The following is a 16730-nucleotide window of genomic DNA, read 5'->3' on the forward strand; positions in this document are numbered from 1 at the left end:
AGCGCCAGCTGATTTGAGGTTACAAAGCCCTGTGAATGTTGATTTGCACTGCCATAGCACGGCCTCCGATGGCGCCCTGGCGCCTGCGGTTCTGGTGGCGCGGGCGTTCGAGAAAGGCGTGCGAGTCCTGGCCTTGACCGATCACGACACCCTCGAGGGCCTCGACGAGGCCCGGCACGCGGCTACCGCGCTGGGGATGCAACTGGTCAACGGCGTCGAATTGTCCTGCACCTGGGGCGGCGCGACCATTCATGTCCTGGGCTACGGTTTTGACGTGAACGCCGCGCCGTTGGTCGAGGCCATCGCCAGATTGCATGATGGCCGCTGGCTACGCTCCGAGGAAATCAGCCGCAAACTGGCGCTCAAAGGCATGCCGGGGGCGCTGGAGGGTGCCCGGCAGATCCAGCAGGAGTTGGGCGACAGCGGTAACGCGCCGGCCCGCCCGCATTTCGCCGACTGGATGGTGCGTGAAGGTTTCGTCAAGGACCGCGCGGAGGCGTTCCGCAAATGGCTGGGCGCCGGCAAGCTGGGCGACGTCAAGCAACACTGGCCGACCCTGGAAGAAACCGTCGAAACCCTGCGCGCAGCCAAGGCCTGGGTCAGCCTGGCACACCCATGGCACTATGAATTCACGCGCAGCAAGCGACGTCGTCTGATTGCCGACTATATTCAAGCAGGGGGCCACGCCATCGAAGTGGTCAATGGTTACCAGCCTGCCGAGCAAGTGGGCAGCCTGGCCATTCTGGCCCGCGAGTTCGGTCTGCTGGTCAGCGCCGGCAGTGATTTTCATGGCCCTGGAGGCTGGTCGGAGATCGGTGAATACCGGTCACTCCCGGAGGATCTGCCGCCGCTATGGTGTCGATTCAAACATGACCCAGTTATTGCCGCCGTCTGAACAGGTAGAGAATGTGAGTCAATTTTTCCAGATTCATCCGGAAAACCCGCAAGCGCGCCTGATCAAACAGGCAGTCGAAATCATCCGCAAGGGCGGGGTGGTGATTTATCCCACGGACTCTTCCTACGCCATAGGTTGCCAGATCGGCGACAAGGTGGCCGTGGAGCGCGTTCGGCGCCTGCGGCAACTGGATGAGAAGCACAACTTCGCGCTGATCTGCAGCGACCTGTCACAACTGGGCCTGTTCGCCAAGATCGACACCGGCACGTTCCGTATCCTCAAGGCCCATCTGCCGGGACCGTATACCTTCATTCTCAACGCCACCCGCGAAGTACCGCGGCTGTTGTTGCACCCGAAGAAACGCACCATCGGCCTGCGTGTGCCGAGCCACCCGATTGCCCTGGCGCTACTGGCTGAACTGGGTGAACCCTTGATGAGCGTGACCCTGATCATGCCAGGCGATGAAGATCCGTTGAGCGACCCGCACGAAATGCGCCAGTTGCTCGAACACCAGGTCGATCTGATCATCGACGGCGGTTTCGGCGGGATCAAGGCGTCCACCGTGATCAGCCTCGCCGACGGCGAGCCGGAAGTCATTCGCGTTGGTTGCGGCGACCCTGCGCCGTTCATGGTCGAGGCCTAGATGTCCGCAGTAGAGCCCGTCGACAGTCAGGCCGGAGCCCAGCAGGAGCTGCCCTTCGCCATGGTCTATGGCCAGGCGGTCATGGAAATGCCGCTGGACCTTTACATCCCGCCGGATGCCCTCGAGGTCTTTCTCGAGGCGTTCGAAGGCCCGCTCGACCTGCTGCTGTACCTGATCCGCAAACAGAACATCAACATCCTCGACATCCCGGTGGCGGAAATCACTCGCCAGTACATGGGCTACGTCGAGTTGATGCAGTCGGTGCGCCTGGAACTGGCCGCCGAGTACCTGGTGATGGCCGCGATGCTGGCCGAGATCAAGTCGCGGATGCTGCTGCCACGGGCCGAAACCGTCGAAGACGAAGAGGAAGACCCGCGCGCCGAACTGATCCGCCGCTTGCAGGAGTACGAGCGTTTCAAGGCTGCCGCCGAAGGCATCGACGGCCTGAGTCGCGTCGGTCGTGATGTGGTGGTGCCCAAGCTTGACGCTCCGGAGGCCCGGGCGCGCAAGCTGCTACCAGACGTGCGTCTTTCCGAGTTGCTGCTGTCGATGGCCGAGGTCTTGCGCCGTGGCGACATGTTTGAGAGCCATCAGGTCAGCCGCGAGGCGCTATCGACCCGTGAACGCATGAGTGATGTGCTGGAGCGCCTCAAGGGCGGCGGTTTCGTGCCGTTTGTCGAGCTGTTCACCGCAGAAGAAGGGCGCCTGGGGGTGGTGGTGACCTTCATGGCGATCCTTGAATTGGTCAAGGAATCGCTGGTCGAGCTGGTGCAGAATGAGCCATTTGCCGCGATCCACGTGCGAGCCCGAGCCGAATAACGAGTCGAAACATGAACCTGACTGAACCCCGCGATCTGGCACCCTTGCTTGAAGCCTTTCTGTTGGCCTCGGGAAAGCCGCAATCTTTGGAAAGCCTGTTCGAACTCTTCGAGGAGGGCGAGCGCCCGGAACCGCCGGTCTTCAAGAAGGCCCTGACGATTCTCGCCAAGTCCTGCGATGGCCGCGCGTTTGAACTCAAGGAAGTGGCCTCGGGGTATCGCCTGCAAATTCGCGAGAAGTTTGCGCCTTGGGTCGGGCGCCTGTGGGAAGAGCGCCCGCAGCGTTACTCCCGTGCCATGCTGGAAACCATGGCGCTGATCGCCTATCGCCAGCCGATCACCCGTGGCGAAATCGAAGACGTGCGGGGCGTGGCGGTCAACAGCAACATCGTCAAGACCTTGATGGAGCGCGAGTGGATCCGCATCGTCGGCTACCGCGACGTGCCCGGCAAACCGGCGATGTTCGCCACCACCAAGGCGTTCCTCGATCACTTCAACCTGAAGAACCTCGACGACCTGCCACCGTTGGCGGAGCTGCGCGAGCTGGAACCGGATCCGGTGCTCGACTTCGACGACGCGCCGGTGCCCGCAGCCCTGCAAGAGCTGGCCGATGCCAGCGCTGAGCCGGAGGAGCCGAAGGAAGAGACCAGTTTCCACACGCTGTTGCTGGAACTGGACAGTATGGAAGAGGGGATCAAGACCGACTTCGACGATTTGTTGCGTGATGGCGCGCCGCCTGAGTTCGATCCGGAGCAACCGGTTATCGAGCCAGAAGTCGAAGCGGCACAGCCCGAGCCTGAACCGGAAGGCGAGCCTGAGCCGGACATTGAACCGGAGCAGGACGACGACATCCTCGGCGTTGCCGAAGCCCGGGAAAAACTCCTGGCCGCGGTTGCCGCCCTCGAACAGCCGAAACCCGAGCCGGAGCTGTCGGACGAAGAAGCCGAAGCCCAGGCCCTGGCCGAGGCCATCGAAGCAGAACGCCGCCAGTTCGAAGACTGATACGATTCTCATGAACAATGGAGATTCACTGTGGGAGCGAGCCTGCTCGCGATGGCGGCAGGTCAGTCACTTCGATGTTGGATGTGCCACCGTCATCGCGAGCAGGCTCGCTCCCACAAGGTTTGTGTCCATAAGCAAGCTGTGTGTCACCGGCCAGCGGAAAAACAAATAACCTTGCCTTGATCAGCTAGTCTCTGATGCGCAAACGCCCTCATGCGCGTATGATTCGCGACCCTTCGGCGATCCCTTCGCCCAAGTACCCAGTTTTCAGACCACACCGGGAGGTGCCCAGATGAGTATCAAAGACCAGCAAGACGACCAGCCAATCGGCCCAGCAGGCGAAAAACTGCAGAAAGTCCTCGCCCGTATCGGCGTCGGCTCGCGCCGTGACGTGGAAGCCTGGATCAGCCATGGCCGCATCAAGGTCAACGGCAAAGACGCCACCCTTGGCCAGCGCGTCGACATGCACGACGCCATCACCATCGATGGCAAGGTGATCAAGCGCGAAGAGGCCGCCGAGTCGGTGCGCCGCGTGATCATGTACAACAAGCCCGACGGCGAGATCTGCACCCGTGTCGACCCGGAAGGCCGCCCGACCGTGTTCGACAAGATGCCGCGCCCTAAAGAGGGTCGCTGGATCAACATCGGTCGCCTGGACATCAACACCACCGGTCTGCTGATGTTCACCACCGACGGTGAGCTGGCCAACCGCCTGATGCACCCTTCCTACGAAATGGACCGTGAATACGCGGTACGTGTGCGCGGCGAAGTCGATGACGAGATGATCGAGCGTCTGAAGGCTGGCGTGGTCCTTGAAGATGGCCCGGCCAAGTTCACCGACATCAAGCAGGCACCAGGCGGTGAAGGTTTCAACCACTGGTATCACTGCGTGGTGATGGAAGGTCGTAACCGCGAAGTTCGTCGCCTGTGGGAATCCCAGGGCCTGGTGGTCAGCCGTCTGAAGCGCGTGCGTTTCGGCCCGGTGTTCCTCAACTCCGACCTGCCGATGGGCCGCTGGCGCGAAATGAGCCAGTACGAAGTCGACATCCTGAGTGCCGAGGTCGGCCTGACGCCGGTCGCGATGCCGCAGATGAACGCCAAGAGCAAGGACAAGCTTGACCGGATGCAGCGCAAGTCGTCGCGTCCGATGGCCAAGACCGAGCGCGTGCGGACCCTGCGTCCGGCCACTGGCGCAGTCGCCGCACCTGCCGCACCTCGTGCCAGCCGCGAGCCGCAGATCGAAGGCGAGCGTCCCGGGCGCAAGCCAGCCGCCCGTCAGGACGGCGAACGCGGTCCACGCACGCCACGTCCGGCCAATGGCCGTACCGAGCGTGGCGAAGGTCGTGGTACGCCGGTAGCCGATCGCCCGGCCGACACCAAGCGTCCGGCCAAGCCTGCACCGAAGCGTCCGGGAATCAAACTGGTCGACGGTGATGCGCCATCGGGCAAGCGCCGTGGCGCACCGGCCGGTTCCGGCCAGCGTCCGGGCTTTGGGCGTCGTAAGCCGGAGTAACCGGCTGAACGCTTCATAAAAACGCCAACCTTCGGGTTGGCGTTTTTTTTTGGACTGGTTTTATGTCTGTGTTGTTTTCGAGGCCGCTTTCGCGAGCAGGCTCGCTCCCACAAGGGATCGCATCTCTGCAAAACAAGCCGCTCTCCTGTGGGAGCGAGCCTGCTCGCGATAGCGCCAGTTGCCGCACCGGGATGTCCGAAGTGGAAAGTCAAAATTACGCACTGTAAAGAATTCATGACGAAATCAGCAGATTAACCCCGTGAAATCGCCCATCCTCGAATATTGTAAGAAAATTCTTACGCGTCATTGCCTTACGTCCTTCTCCCAGAGCTCTAACCCGCTTGTTTCACCGCTCCATGCAGGGTGTTATGCGCGCCATGCCTGTCGTGCAGGTGCATAACAAAAAGGAGGCGCAATGAACGCCGTATTCCATCTCCATCTCTCTGCGAGAGGCGGTTTTCCTGCCTTTCCCGTCGATGATCCGCAAGGATCTGACCCAATTTTTGCAGCCGCCCGAGCCTCTCGGGGCGGACACAGGCAATCCCGGCCATAGACACGCTTGTCCAGCGGGTCTGGCAGCAGGGGGTTACGGGTGTACAATGCGCCGCGTTTTACCTGTGACCTCCTGCGCATCTGCGCAAACCTCAAGGCTATCCGCCTTGTTCACTCCGTCGCGTCACGAGCGTGTCGGGTTCGATTTCGTCACAGATAAAAACAAACAGGTGGCGCATGACCGTTGTAAATACGCTGAACTCCTGGTGCCTGCGCTGGGGTTTGATCGGTGCCGCTTAACGCCTTTCTTGAGCAGCAACGTCTACTGAACATCATCAAACCTTGCGTGAGACCCTTTTCATGAGTGGACAAAACCCGCAATCAGGCGAGCTGAAACGCGGCCTGAAAAATCGCCACATTCAACTGATCGCCCTCGGTGGCGCGATCGGTACCGGCTTGTTCCTCGGCTCGGCCGGGGTACTCAAATCCGCCGGCCCGTCGATGATCCTCGGCTACGCCATCTGCGGCTTCATCGCCTTCATGATCATGCGCCAACTGGGCGAAATGATCGTCGAAGATCCGGTGGCCGGCTCCTTCAGCCATTTTGCGCACAAGTACTGGGGCGGCTTTGCCGGCTTCCTGTCGGGCTGGAACTGCTGGATCCTGTACATTCTGGTGGGCATGTCCGAGCTGACTGCGGTCGGCAAATACATCCACTACTGGGCGCCGGACATCCCGACCTGGGTCTCCGCAGCTGCCTTCTTCGTGCTGATCAATGCGATCAACCTGGCCAACGTCAAAGTCTTTGGCGAGGCCGAGTTCTGGTTCGCGATCATCAAGGTCGTGGCGATCGTCGGCATGATTGCCCTGGGCAGCTACCTGCTGGTCAGCGGCAATGGCGGCCCGCAAGCGGCGGTCAGCAACCTGTGGTCCCACGGTGGCTTCTTCCCGAACGGTGTCAGCGGTCTGGTGATGGCCATGGCTTTCATCATGTTTTCCTTCGGTGGCCTGGAAATGCTCGGTTTCACCGCAGCCGAGGCTGACAAGCCGAAAACCGTGATCCCGAAAGCCATCAACCAGGTGATCTACCGGATCCTGATTTTCTACATCGGTGCCCTGGTCATCCTGCTGTCGTTGACCCCATGGGACAGCTTGCTGACCACTCTGAACGCCTCCGGTGATTCCTACAGCGGCAGCCCGTTCGTGCAAGTGTTCTCGATGCTGGGCAGCAACACCGCTGCGCACATCCTCAACTTCGTGGTCCTGACCGCGGCGTTGTCGGTGTACAACAGCGGCACCTACTGCAACAGCCGCATGCTGCTGGGCATGGCCGAGCAGGGCGACGCGCCGAAGGGCCTGGCGAAGATCGACAAGCGCGGCGTGCCGGTGCGTTCGATCCTGGCCTCGGCCGCCGTGACCCTGATCGCGGTACTGCTGAACTACCTGATCCCGCAAAACGCGCTGGAACTGCTGATGTCGCTGGTGGTGGCCACCCTGGTGATCAACTGGGCGATGATCAGCTACTCGCACTTCAAGTTCCGCCAGCACATGAACAAGACCAAGCAGACGCCGCTGTTCAAGGCCCTGTGGTACCCGTACGGCAACTACATCTGCCTGGCGTTCGTGGTGTTCGTCCTTGGTGTGATGCTGTTGATTCCGGGGATTCAGACATCGGTGTATGCGATTCCGGTGTGGCTGGTGTTCATGTGGGTCTGCTACGTCATCAAGAACAAGCGCAGTGCTCAGCGTGCCTTGCAGGTCGCAGTGGAGTAACTCCGCGCAGAAACAACAAACCCGGCCAAGTGCCGGGTTTGTTGTTTCAGGGCATACACATTTCCCTGTGGGAGCGAGCCTGCTCGCGATAGCGGTGTGTCAGGTTAGTTAGATGTTGACTGACACGCCCTCATCGCGAGCAGGCTCGCTCCCACAAGGGATTTGTGGCGTGCTGAAGATCTGATCGCGGTATCCTGCACGCTCTGAATACGGACGCTTTTCCATGCTGGTGATTTCCAACAACGTGCAGCTGCCGGATGCCGAGATCGAGTTGACGGCCATTCGCGCTCAGGGCGCCGGTGGGCAGAACGTCAACAAGGTCTCCAGTGCCGTGCACCTGCGCTTCGACATTCCGGCGTCGTCCTTGCCCGAGTTCTACAAGGAGCGGCTGCTGGCGCTGCGCGACAGCCGCATCACCAGCGACGGTGTGCTGATCATCAAGGCCCAGCAGTACCGGACGCAGGAGCAGAACCGCGCCGATGCGCTGTTGCGGCTGACCGAGTTGATCCTCAGTGCCACCAAGGTCGAGAAGAAGCGCCGTCCGACCAAGCCGACCCTCGGCTCGAAGACCCGTCGCCTCGAATCCAAGAGCAAGCGCGGCAACATCAAGGCCGGGCGCGGCAAGGTCGACTTCTAAGGAGTGTCCCGCGCTTCGCGTTGCTTCGGTGCCTGCCGATACAAGTAAAGGCTCAGTACCAATCCGCTCAAGGCGGCGAAGGCAGCGAACAGGAAGATCGAAGCGAAACCGAACCCGGCTGCAATCGCCCCGGCCAGCGGGCCGGTGATCCCCAGCGACAAGTCGATGAACAGCGAATAGGCGCCGACAGCTGCGCCACGGCTGGAGGCCGGGACCAGGTTGACCGCCTCCACGCCCAGTGCCGGAAACACCAGCGAAAAGCCGAAGCCGCTCAGCGCCGCACCCGCCAGTGCCCAGTGGGCATCCGGTGCCAGCCACAGCAAGAGCAATCCCAGGGTTTCCACCGACAGGCAGGCAATGGCCACGCGAAAGCCGCCGAGGCGGTTGATCAGGTTGCCGAACAGCAAGCGCGCGCCGATGAAGCTGGCGCCGAACAGGCTCAGGCACAGCACCGCGTTGTCCCAGTGTTGCGTGGCGTAATACAGGGTGATGAAGGTGGCGATGGTGCCGAAGCCGATGGAGCCCAGGGCCAGTCCGCAGCCGTGCGGGAAAACTCGCCCCAGCACATGCATGAACGGCAGACGCTCACCGGCAACGATCGGTGCGGCGGTTTTCGGCCAGGCCAACAGCAGACCGATCACGGCCAGCAACACAATGCTCACCCCCATGCTCCACAAGCCCAGTCGATGGACGAGCAACACGCCCAAGGGCGCGCCGACAGCCAGTGCGCCATAACTGGCGATACCGTTCCACGAGATGACTTTGGCCGTGTTCGCCGCGCCGACCCGGCCGATGCCCCAGCCAATCGAGCCCGAGCCCACCAGGCTTTCCGCGCTGCCGAGCACCAGCCGGCCGATCAACAGGCTGATCAGGCTGAGCATCGGCAGGCTCTGGGTCCAGGCGGAGACCAGCATGAACACACCGCTCAAGCCGCAACCGGCCAGGCCATACATCACAGCCAGCTTGCTGCCCTTGTTGTCGATGATCTTCCCGGCATAGGGGCGGCTGAGCAGGGTGGCCAGGTATTGCACACTGATCACCAGGCCCGCGATCACCGCGCCGAAGCCCAGGTCGCTGTGGACGTAACCGGGCAATACGGCCAGGGGGATGCCGATGTTCAGGTAGCCGATGAAGGTGAAAAGGACGATGGAAACAACTTGCAGCGTGACCGCCAGGGGGCGCTGGTTTTCAGGCATGGGTAAAGGTCCACGGTAAAGCAGGATAGATAGGCTGCTTATGATAACGGTGTGGACGGTCACAGGTTGTGAAAAGGTAAAACTATTTGCCGGGCGGCGTCATTCAGGTTTGGCGGGAGCGACCAGCTGCGTGGTGACCAGGGCGGCCAGCGCATTTTCCTGGGTGCCGAAGCGAGCGAGCAAGGCTGCTTGTTTCTCGGGGGAGAGGCGATTCCAGATCCCGATCATTTTCTCGGCGGTGCCGATCAGGACGCTGGCCTGCGCTTCGCTGAATTCATCGGTCATGGGTAAAGGCTCTTTCAGGCAGTGTGGAAAGCGCATGTTAGCGCTTTCCACACGGTCTGTACGGCGGGTGTTTCAGTCTTCTCTGTCAGCCTGGCGGCTGTCAGTGGCTTCTTTCGGCTCGGGCTGTTGGGCGCCGGCTTGCTGCGTGGTCGTCTGCTCAGGTTCGTGCAGGCTTGGGAAGGGGAGATTAGGAATCTCGTGCATAGTCGCGCTCCTCGCTAAGTCTGTTGATAGATCTGGTAGATCCGCGCTTTTAAAAAGCCTGGGCAGGATACAGCACTGAAAATGACAAACGGACTTTTATATCCATTTGTTTCGACGGATGGGATTGTCTAGACATGACTGTGTAGGAGCGAGCTTGCTCGCGATGGTGGGTCAGACAATGTTGATGTCGACTGAAATACCATCGCGAGCAAGCTCGCTCCTACAGAGAGGGGGCAGGGTTACTTGCAGACGCTGGCAATCGCCTCGGCCAGCAGATCCAGACGCGTGGCATCAATCCCCGCCACGTTGGCCCGGCCCGAACTGACCATATAAACGCTGTGATGATCCCGCAGGTTCTTCACTTGATCCGGCGACAGACCGGTGTAGGAGAACATCCCGCGTTGCACGCCAATGTGCGCAAAGCGCTCGCGCAAACCGTGAGGCTCCAGCGCTTCCACCAGACCGCTGCGCAGTTGGGCGATACGCAGGCGCATGGCTTCCACTTCGTCGGCCCAGAGGTTCTTCAGTTCCGGGTCGCCGAGGATGGTCGCGACCACGGCCGCACCGTGATCCGGCGGCGTCGACCACAGGTTGCGGGCGATGTTGGCCAGCTGGCTGCGGATGTCGGTGAGCTTGTCGGCGGTTTTCGCGCAGACAATCAGCGCGCCGGTGCGGTCGCGGTACAGGCCGAAGTTCTTCGAGCAGGAACTGGTGATCAGCAGTTCCGGCAACTCGGCGGCGAACAACCGGGTCGACCAGGCATCCTGTTCCAGGCCATCGCCGAATCCTTGATACGCGAAGTCGATCAGTGGCAGCAGTTCGCGCTTGCGTACTACCTCCAGCACCCTCTGCCAGTCATCCTGGGACAGGTCGAAACCGGTCGGGTTGTGGCAGCAGGCGTGTAGCAACACCACGTCACCCTTGGGCGCTTCATTGAGCGCCGCCAGCATGCCGTCGACGTCGAGCCGGTTGTCGCTGCCCACGTACGGGTAGTGGCTGACCTTGACCTTGGCTGCCGCAAAAATCGTTTCGTGGATCGGCCAGGTCGGATTGCTCAGCCACACACCACGCCCCGGCAGGCATTGGGCGATGAAGTCCGCGCTCAGACGCAAAGCCCCGGTGCCGCCCGGAGTCTGGGTGGCGCCGGCGCGTTGTGCGCTGATCAGCTTCGAGTCGGCACCCAGCACCAGTTCATTGATGGCCTTGCCGAACGCCGGTTCGCCGTGACCACCGATGTAGGTCTTGGTCGACTGGCGATCCACCAGGCGCTGCTCGGCAAGTTTCACCGACTCAAGAATCGGCGTCAGGCCCTGGGCGTCTTTGTAGACACCCACGCCCAAATCGAACTTTCGCGGGTTCGGGTCCTGCGCGTAGGCCTCCATCAGGCCCAGGATCGGGTCGCCAGGCACTCGACCGATGGCGTCGAAATGCATTACTTGCGCCCCTCAGCGTCCTTGGCTACTTCGTCAGTGCGCGCGGCCATGATGAAGTCGTTGCGGTGCAGGCCCTTGATCGAGTGGCTCCACCAGGTCACGGTCACTTTGCCCCACTCGGTCAGCAGGCCCGGATGGTGGCCTTCGGCCTCGGAGATTTCACCGACGGCGTTGGTGAACGCCAGGGCGTGCTTGAAGTTCTTGAACAGGAAGACCTTTTCCAGCTGCATGATGCTGTCACGTACTTCGATGTTCCAGTCCGGGATCTGCTTGATCAGGATCGGCAGTTCTTCGTCGCTGACTTGTGGAGCATCGGCGCGGCAGGCTTCGCAATGGGCTTGAGTTAATGCGGTCATGATGTGTTCCTGAAATCGAATGTTGGGAAATCGGCCCTCAGTGCTACCACGCTAATCCAAAGCTATGGTTTCTGACAGGCTCACTTGATTCTAAAAGCGGCGGATCACGCGGCTTTTGGTTTTGGCGGAAATTTTGGTGTGTGCAGACCCATCTGCATCGCGTGCTTGACCATGCCCATGATGTCTTCGTGAGCGAGGTCGAACAGACGCTTGAGATTTGGCAGCGCGAAGTACAGTGGCTGCAAGATGTCGATGCGATAGGGCGTGCGCATGCATTCCAGCGGATCGAACGCCTGATGCTCAGGCTCGTCCGACAGGCAATACACGGTCTCTTTCGGAGAAGACAGAATGCCGCCGCCGTAGATGCGCTGGCCTTGCGGGGTGTCGACCAGGCCGAATTCGATGGTCATCCAGTACAGGCGCGCCAGGTACACGCGTTCTTCCTTGGACGCCTTGAGGCCGAGTTTGCCGTAGGTGTGGGTGAACTCGGCGAACCACGGGTTGGTCAGCAGCGGGCAGTGACCGAAGATCTCGTGGAAAATGTCCGGCTCTTGCAGGTAGTCCAGTTCTTCGCGAGTACGAATGAAGGTCGCCACCGGAAACTGCTTGCTGGCGAGCAATTCGAAAAAGGTCTGGAAGGGAATCAGTGCGGGAACCCGGGCAACCTGCCAGCCGGTGGTTTCACCCAGGACCTTGTTGATTTCGCCGAGTTGAGGAATGCGGTCGTGGGGCAGACCGAGTTTTTCGATACCGTCCAGGTACTCCTGGCACGCACGCCCTTCGATCACTTTCAGTTGACGAGTGATCAGCGTGTTCCACACCGCGTGTTCTTCGGCGGGGTAGTCGATAAAACCTTGCGCATCGGGCTCGCGAGCCACGTATTGCGTCTGCTTCATGCTGCTCTCCTGCTAAGGGATTTCGTTCTTGTTATGTACTGCTATGGACCTAGAAATACCCCAAGGATTGCATTGTTGCAGCAGGTGGGCAGCGACACGCGTAGGAAAAAATCGTAAATTTCGTAAAGTTTTCGTTACGAATTGGTCGCGATCGCGCAGCTATTGAGATTTCCCGGTTTGAAAAACGCTTTGCCTGTCACATAATCTTGACGACTATCTTAGCGCCTCAGCAGAAATTATCCCTGTGGGAGCGAGCCTGCTCGCGAAAGCGGTTTGCCTGATACATCAATGCTGGATGTGCGGGCGCTTTCGCGAGCAGGCTCGCTCCCACAGGTTTCGCACCTTACTCACCGTTTTTTCGAGTCTTTTTTATGCGTATCAAAGTCCACTGCCAGAACCGCATCGGCATCCTGCGCGACATTCTCAACCTTTTGGTGGAGTACGGGATCAACGTGGCCCGCGGTGAGGTGGGCGGTGAGCATGGCAATGCCATCTACCTGCATTGCCCGAACCTGATCAACATTCAGTTCCAGGCCCTGCGCCCGAAATTCGAAGCGATTGCCGGGGTGTTTGGCGTCAAGCGTGTCGGGCTGATGCCCAGCGAGCGTCGGCATATGGAGCTCAATGCTCTGCTCGGTGCGCTGGAGTTTCCGGTGCTGTCGATCGACATGGGCGGTTCCATCGTCGCGGCCAACCGGGCAGCGGCGCAGTTGCTCGGGGTGCGGGTCGACGAGGTGCCGGGGATTCCCCTGTCGCGCTACGCCGAAGATTTCGATTTGCCGGAACTGGTGCGCGCCAACAAATCGCGGATCAACGGGCTGCGGGTCAAGGTCAAGGGTGACGTGTTCCTGGCCGATATCGCGCCACTGCAATCGGAGCATGACGACAGCGAAGCCATGGCCGGTGCGGTGCTGACGTTGCACCGTGCTGACCGGGTGGGCGAGCGCATCTACAACGTGCGCAAGCAGGAATTGCGTGGCTTCGACAGCATCTTCCAAAGCTCGAAAGTCATGGCCGCTGTGGTGCGCGAAGCACGACGCATGGCGCCGCTGGATGCGCCGCTATTGATAGAAGGGGAAACCGGCACCGGCAAAGAGTTGCTGGCGCGGGCCTGCCATCTGGCCAGCCCGCGTGGGCAGTCGCCGTTGATGGCGCTCAACTGCGCCGGTCTGCCGGAGTCCATGGCCGAGACGGAATTGTTCGGTTACGGCCCGGGTGCCTTTGAAGGGGCGCGGGCCGAAGGCAAGCTCGGGCTGCTGGAGCTGACGGCGGGCGGTACGCTGTTTCTCGATGGCGTTGGGGAAATGAGCCCGCGCTTGCAGGTGAAGTTGCTGCGCTTTTTGCAGGACGGTTGCTTCCGTCGTGTAGGCAGTGATGAAGAGGTCTACCTCGACGTGCGAGTGATCTGTGCGACCCAGGTCGACCTGTCCGAATTGTGCGCTCGCGGCGAGTTCCGCCAGGACCTCTATCACCGCTTGAATGTGTTGTCGCTGCACATCCCGCCGTTGCGCGAATGCCTCGACGGTTTGACGCCGCTGGTGGAGCACTTCCTCGATCAGGCCAGCCGGCAGATTGGTTGCCCGTTACCGAAGCTGGCTCCGGCGGCCATGGAGCGGCTTAGTCATTACCATTGGCCGGGTAACGTACGGCAACTGGAGAACGTGCTGTTCCAGGCGGTTTCCCTGTGCGACGGCGGCACAGTCAAGGCCGAGCATATTCGCCTGCCGGATTACGGCGTGCGTCAGCCCCTTGGCGATTTTTCGCTGGAGGGGGGGCTGGACGAGATCGTCGGGCGTTTCGAGAAGGCGGTGCTGGAGCGGCTGTATTCCGAGCATCCGAGCAGTCGGCAACTGGGCAAGCGGCTGGGGGTTTCGCATACCACCATTGCCAACAAGTTGCGTGAATATGAGGTGGGCAAGACTGAGTCATAGCTGACACCGGCTGTGTGGCTGATGTCCTCATCGCGAGCAGGCTCGCTCCCACACTGGATCTGTGCCTCACTGAAGATTCCTGTGGGAGCGAGCCTGCTCGCGATGGCGGTTGTGGTCATGGCCCAAGGTCAAGACTTGCCACCCACCGGCATGGCACCGCCGGTTTTTCGTCTCTGATACAAATCACAAATCCCCTCTGAATCCCCAAAGTCCCCTGTTTGCCGGGCCTCGCGCCGTCAAAAACAAGTTGGTCTGCAAATTGCTTATGGCTCAGCAGTACAGCAGTGGGCGGCAAACGTCCGGCAGGCAGAGGAAAGAGTGTGGACAAGTACCTTTATGTGGCAATGACCGGCGCCAGCCAGAATGCACTGGCGCAAAAGGCGCATGCCAACAACCTGGCGAACATCTCCACTAACGGCTTCCAGAAAGACCTGGAGCAGGCCCGTTCGATGCCGGTGTTCGGTGACAGCTTTCCGGCGCGTGCGTTTGCCATGTCCGAACGCCCGGCCACCGATTTTTCCCCTGGCTCACTGGTGGAAACCGGTCGCGACCTCGACGTCGCCGTGCAAGGCAACGGCTGGATTGCCGTGCAGACGCCCGATGGCGGTGAAAGCTACGTGCGCACCGGCAGCCTGAACGTTGACGCCCTGGGCGTGCTGCGCGCCGGCAACGGCATGCCGGTCATGGGCAATGGCGGGCCGATTGCCGTGCCGCCGGAGCAGCAGATCGAAGTCGGCGAGGACGGCACCATCAGCATCCGCGCGATGGGCGAAGGTCCCCGGGTGATGGCTGAAGTCGACCGCATCAAGCTGGTCAATCCGGACCTCAAGAACATGACCAAGGGCCTGGATGGTTCGATCCACACCAAGGACGGCGCGCCTGCGCAGGCCGATGCCGGCGTCAAGCTGGTGTCCGGGTTCCTCGAGTCGAGCAACGTCAATGCCGTGGAAGAGATGACCTCGGTACTGGCCTTGTCCAAGCAGTTCGAGCTGCACATCAAGATGATGAACACCGCCAAAGACGATGACCAGGCCATGGCTCGGGTCTTGCAGATCAGCTAATTACCAGAACGTCGCGCCGTAAAACAGGCACACGAGGAGAATCGAATGCTTCCGGCTCTATGGGTTGCCAAGACAGGTCTGTCCGCCCAGGACACCAACCTGACGACCATTTCCAACAACCTGGCCAACGTGTCGACCACGGGTTTCAAACGTGACCGCGCCGAGTTCCAGGACCTGCTCTACCAGATCAAGCGCCAGCCTGGCGCCCAGTCGACCCAGGACAGCGAACTGCCGTCGGGTCTGCAACTGGGTACCGGTGTGCGCATCGTCGGCACCCAGAAAAACTTCACCGCCGGCAGCCTGCAAACCACCGAGCAGCCACTGGACATGGCCATCGACGGTCGCGGTTTCTTCCAGATCCTGCAACCGGATGGCACCACGTCCTACACCCGTGACGGTACCTTCCACTTGGACTCCAACGGCCAGATCGTCAACGCCAGCGGCTTTGCCCTGGAGCCGGCGATTGTCATTCCGAACGAAGCGCAGACCTTCACGGTCGGCCGCGACGGCACCGTGTCCATCACCATTGCCGGCAACCCGGCTGCCCAAGTGATCGGCAACCTGCAAACCGCCGACTTCATCAACCCGGCCGGCCTGCAGGCAGTGGGCAACAACCTGTTCCTGGAAACCGCCGCCAGCGGCGCACCGCAAGTCGGCACCCCGGGCCTGGCCGGTTTCGGCACCACGCTGCAGAACACCCTGGAAACGTCCAACGTCAGCACCGTTGAGGAGATGGTCAACATGATCACCACCCAGCGCGCCTACGAGATGAACTCCAAGGTGATCTCCACCGCCGACCAGATGCTCTCGTTCGTAACGCAGAATCTGTAATCAAGTCTATGTGCGGCCATGAGGCTGCCTGCTACACCGTGAGGTAGGGTCATGAATCGCTATGTATCTGTTCTGGCACTGAGTGGGATCACCGCGCTCGCAGGTTGCGTGCCTGCGACGCCCAAGCCCAATGACCCTTACTACGCTCCGGTGTTGCCGCGTACGCCGTTGCCGGCGGCGGCGAACAACGGTTCGATCTATCAGGCCGGTTTCGAACAGAACCTCTACGGCGACCGCAAGGCGTTCCGGGTCGGTGACATCATCACCATCACCCTGAACGAAAGGACCCAGGCCAGCAAAAACGCCAACTCGCAAATTGGCAAGAACAGCAAGGCCAACATCGGCCTGACTTCGCTGTTCGGCAGCAGCGCCACCACCAACAACCCGTTCGGTGATGGCGACCTGAGCCTGAGTGCCAGCTATGAAGGCGACCGCGCGACCAAGGGTGACAGCAAGGCGGCTCAGGGCAACACCCTGACCGGTTCGATCACGGTCACCGTCGCCGATGTGTTGCCCAACGGCATCATCGCGGTACGCGGCGAGAAGTGGATGACCCTCAACACCGGTGACGAACTGGTGCGGATTGCCGGCCTGGTTCGCGCCGATGACATCGCCACTGACAACACCGTGCCGTCGACCCGTGTCGCCGATGCGCGCATCACCTACTCGGGCACCGGTTCGTTTGCCGATGCGAGTCAGCCAGGCTGGTTCGACCGTTTCTTCCTCAGCCCGCTGTTCCCTTTCTAGGTGGCTTTCCAGTTGAG

17 protein-coding genes are annotated in these 16730 nt (G+C 60.9%); 11 read left to right on the forward strand and 6 right to left on the reverse strand.

Going from position 1 to position 16730, the window contains the following annotated elements; all coding sequences use genetic code 11:
- Nucleotides 1-31: 31 nt before the first annotated feature.
- From WHX55_RS07275 to arfB, 7 genes are all read left to right on the forward strand, one after another.
- Nucleotides 32-895, forward strand: a complete 864-nt coding sequence (locus WHX55_RS07275) for a PHP domain-containing protein (RefSeq protein ID WP_353742313.1) — start codon at nt 32-34, stop codon at nt 893-895.
- Nucleotides 896-908: 13 nt separating this feature from the next.
- Nucleotides 909-1538 (forward strand): L-threonylcarbamoyladenylate synthase, encoded by a 630-nt coding sequence (locus WHX55_RS07280; protein WP_032829738.1) that lies wholly within the window; start codon nt 909-911, stop codon nt 1536-1538.
- A 60-nt stretch (nt 1539-1598) separates the two neighbouring features.
- Entirely contained in the window at nt 1599-2357 is a 759-nt protein-coding gene (locus tag WHX55_RS07285; RefSeq protein WP_172435389.1) for a ScpA family protein, read from the forward strand.
- Nucleotides 2358-2368: 11 nt separating this feature from the next.
- Nucleotides 2369-3358: an SMC-Scp complex subunit ScpB gene (gene scpB, locus WHX55_RS07290; protein ID WP_150753453.1), complete on the forward strand. Its 990-nt coding sequence runs from the start codon at nt 2369-2371 to the stop codon at nt 3356-3358.
- Between the two features lie 292 nt (nt 3359-3650).
- Nucleotides 3651-4871, forward strand: coding sequence for a 23S rRNA pseudouridine(2605) synthase RluB (rluB, locus tag WHX55_RS07295; protein WP_150753452.1), 1221 nt, complete (start codon nt 3651-3653; stop codon nt 4869-4871).
- A gap of 852 nt (nt 4872-5723) precedes the next feature.
- Nucleotides 5724-7136, forward strand: coding sequence for an amino acid permease (locus WHX55_RS07300; protein WP_150753451.1), 1413 nt, complete (start codon nt 5724-5726; stop codon nt 7134-7136).
- 223 nt (nt 7137-7359) lie between these two features.
- A complete protein-coding gene (gene arfB, locus WHX55_RS07305) occupies nt 7360-7773 on the forward strand; it encodes an alternative ribosome rescue aminoacyl-tRNA hydrolase ArfB (protein ID WP_057715927.1) in 414 nt (137 codons plus the stop codon).
- Here arfB and WHX55_RS07310 read toward each other — a convergent pair.
- The 6 genes from WHX55_RS07310 to phhA form a co-directional block, all read right to left on the reverse strand.
- Nucleotides 7770-8969 carry an MFS transporter gene (locus WHX55_RS07310; protein WP_353742314.1) on the reverse strand — a complete coding sequence of 400 codons (1200 nt, stop codon included), beginning with the start codon at nt 8967-8969 and terminating at the stop codon, nt 7770-7772. The two genes, arfB and WHX55_RS07310, sit on opposite strands and share 4 nt — an antisense overlap.
- A 99-nt stretch (nt 8970-9068) precedes the next feature.
- Nucleotides 9069-9254, reverse strand: a complete 186-nt coding sequence (locus WHX55_RS07315; RefSeq protein WP_150724427.1) for a hypothetical protein — start codon at nt 9252-9254, stop codon at nt 9069-9071.
- 72 nt (nt 9255-9326) lie between these two features.
- Nucleotides 9327-9458, reverse strand: coding sequence for a hypothetical protein (locus tag WHX55_RS07320; RefSeq protein ID WP_256220589.1), 132 nt, complete (start codon nt 9456-9458; stop codon nt 9327-9329).
- Between the two features lie 239 nt (nt 9459-9697).
- A complete protein-coding gene (locus tag WHX55_RS07325) occupies nt 9698-10891 on the reverse strand; it encodes an amino acid aminotransferase (protein WP_353742315.1) in 1194 nt (397 codons plus the stop codon).
- Nucleotides 10891-11247, reverse strand: a complete 357-nt coding sequence (locus WHX55_RS07330; RefSeq protein WP_046037728.1) for a 4a-hydroxytetrahydrobiopterin dehydratase — start codon at nt 11245-11247, stop codon at nt 10891-10893. Before WHX55_RS07330 ends, WHX55_RS07325 begins: the two co-directional genes overlap by 1 nt.
- A gap of 104 nt (nt 11248-11351) precedes the next feature.
- The gene (gene phhA, locus WHX55_RS07335) at nt 11352-12143 is read right to left on the reverse strand and encodes a phenylalanine 4-monooxygenase (RefSeq protein ID WP_353742316.1); all 792 of its coding nucleotides are present in this window, start codon (nt 12141-12143) and stop codon (nt 11352-11354) included.
- 371 nt (nt 12144-12514) lie between these two features.
- Here phhA and WHX55_RS07340 point away from each other — a divergent pair, with 371 nt between their 5' ends.
- From WHX55_RS07340 to flgH, 4 genes are all read left to right on the forward strand, one after another.
- Entirely contained in the window at nt 12515-14074 is a 1560-nt protein-coding gene (locus WHX55_RS07340; protein WP_008021363.1) for a sigma-54-dependent phenylalanine hydroxylase transcriptional regulator PhhR, read from the forward strand.
- A gap of 320 nt (nt 14075-14394) precedes the next feature.
- Nucleotides 14395-15135, forward strand: a complete 741-nt coding sequence (locus tag WHX55_RS07345) for a flagellar basal body rod protein FlgF (RefSeq protein ID WP_353742317.1) — start codon at nt 14395-14397, stop codon at nt 15133-15135.
- Nucleotides 15136-15180: 45 nt separating this feature from the next.
- Nucleotides 15181-15966 carry a flagellar basal-body rod protein FlgG gene (gene flgG / locus WHX55_RS07350; RefSeq protein WP_353742318.1) on the forward strand — a complete coding sequence of 262 codons (786 nt, stop codon included), beginning with the start codon at nt 15181-15183 and terminating at the stop codon, nt 15964-15966.
- A gap of 51 nt (nt 15967-16017) precedes the next feature.
- Nucleotides 16018-16713 (forward strand): flagellar basal body L-ring protein FlgH, encoded by a 696-nt coding sequence (gene flgH / locus WHX55_RS07355; RefSeq protein ID WP_150724432.1) that lies wholly within the window; start codon nt 16018-16020, stop codon nt 16711-16713.
- Nucleotides 16714-16730 lie beyond the last annotated feature (17 nt).

Source organism: Pseudomonas fluorescens, assembly GCF_040448305.1.
GTDB classification, from domain to species: domain Bacteria; phylum Pseudomonadota; class Gammaproteobacteria; order Pseudomonadales; family Pseudomonadaceae; genus Aquipseudomonas; species Aquipseudomonas fluorescens_BH.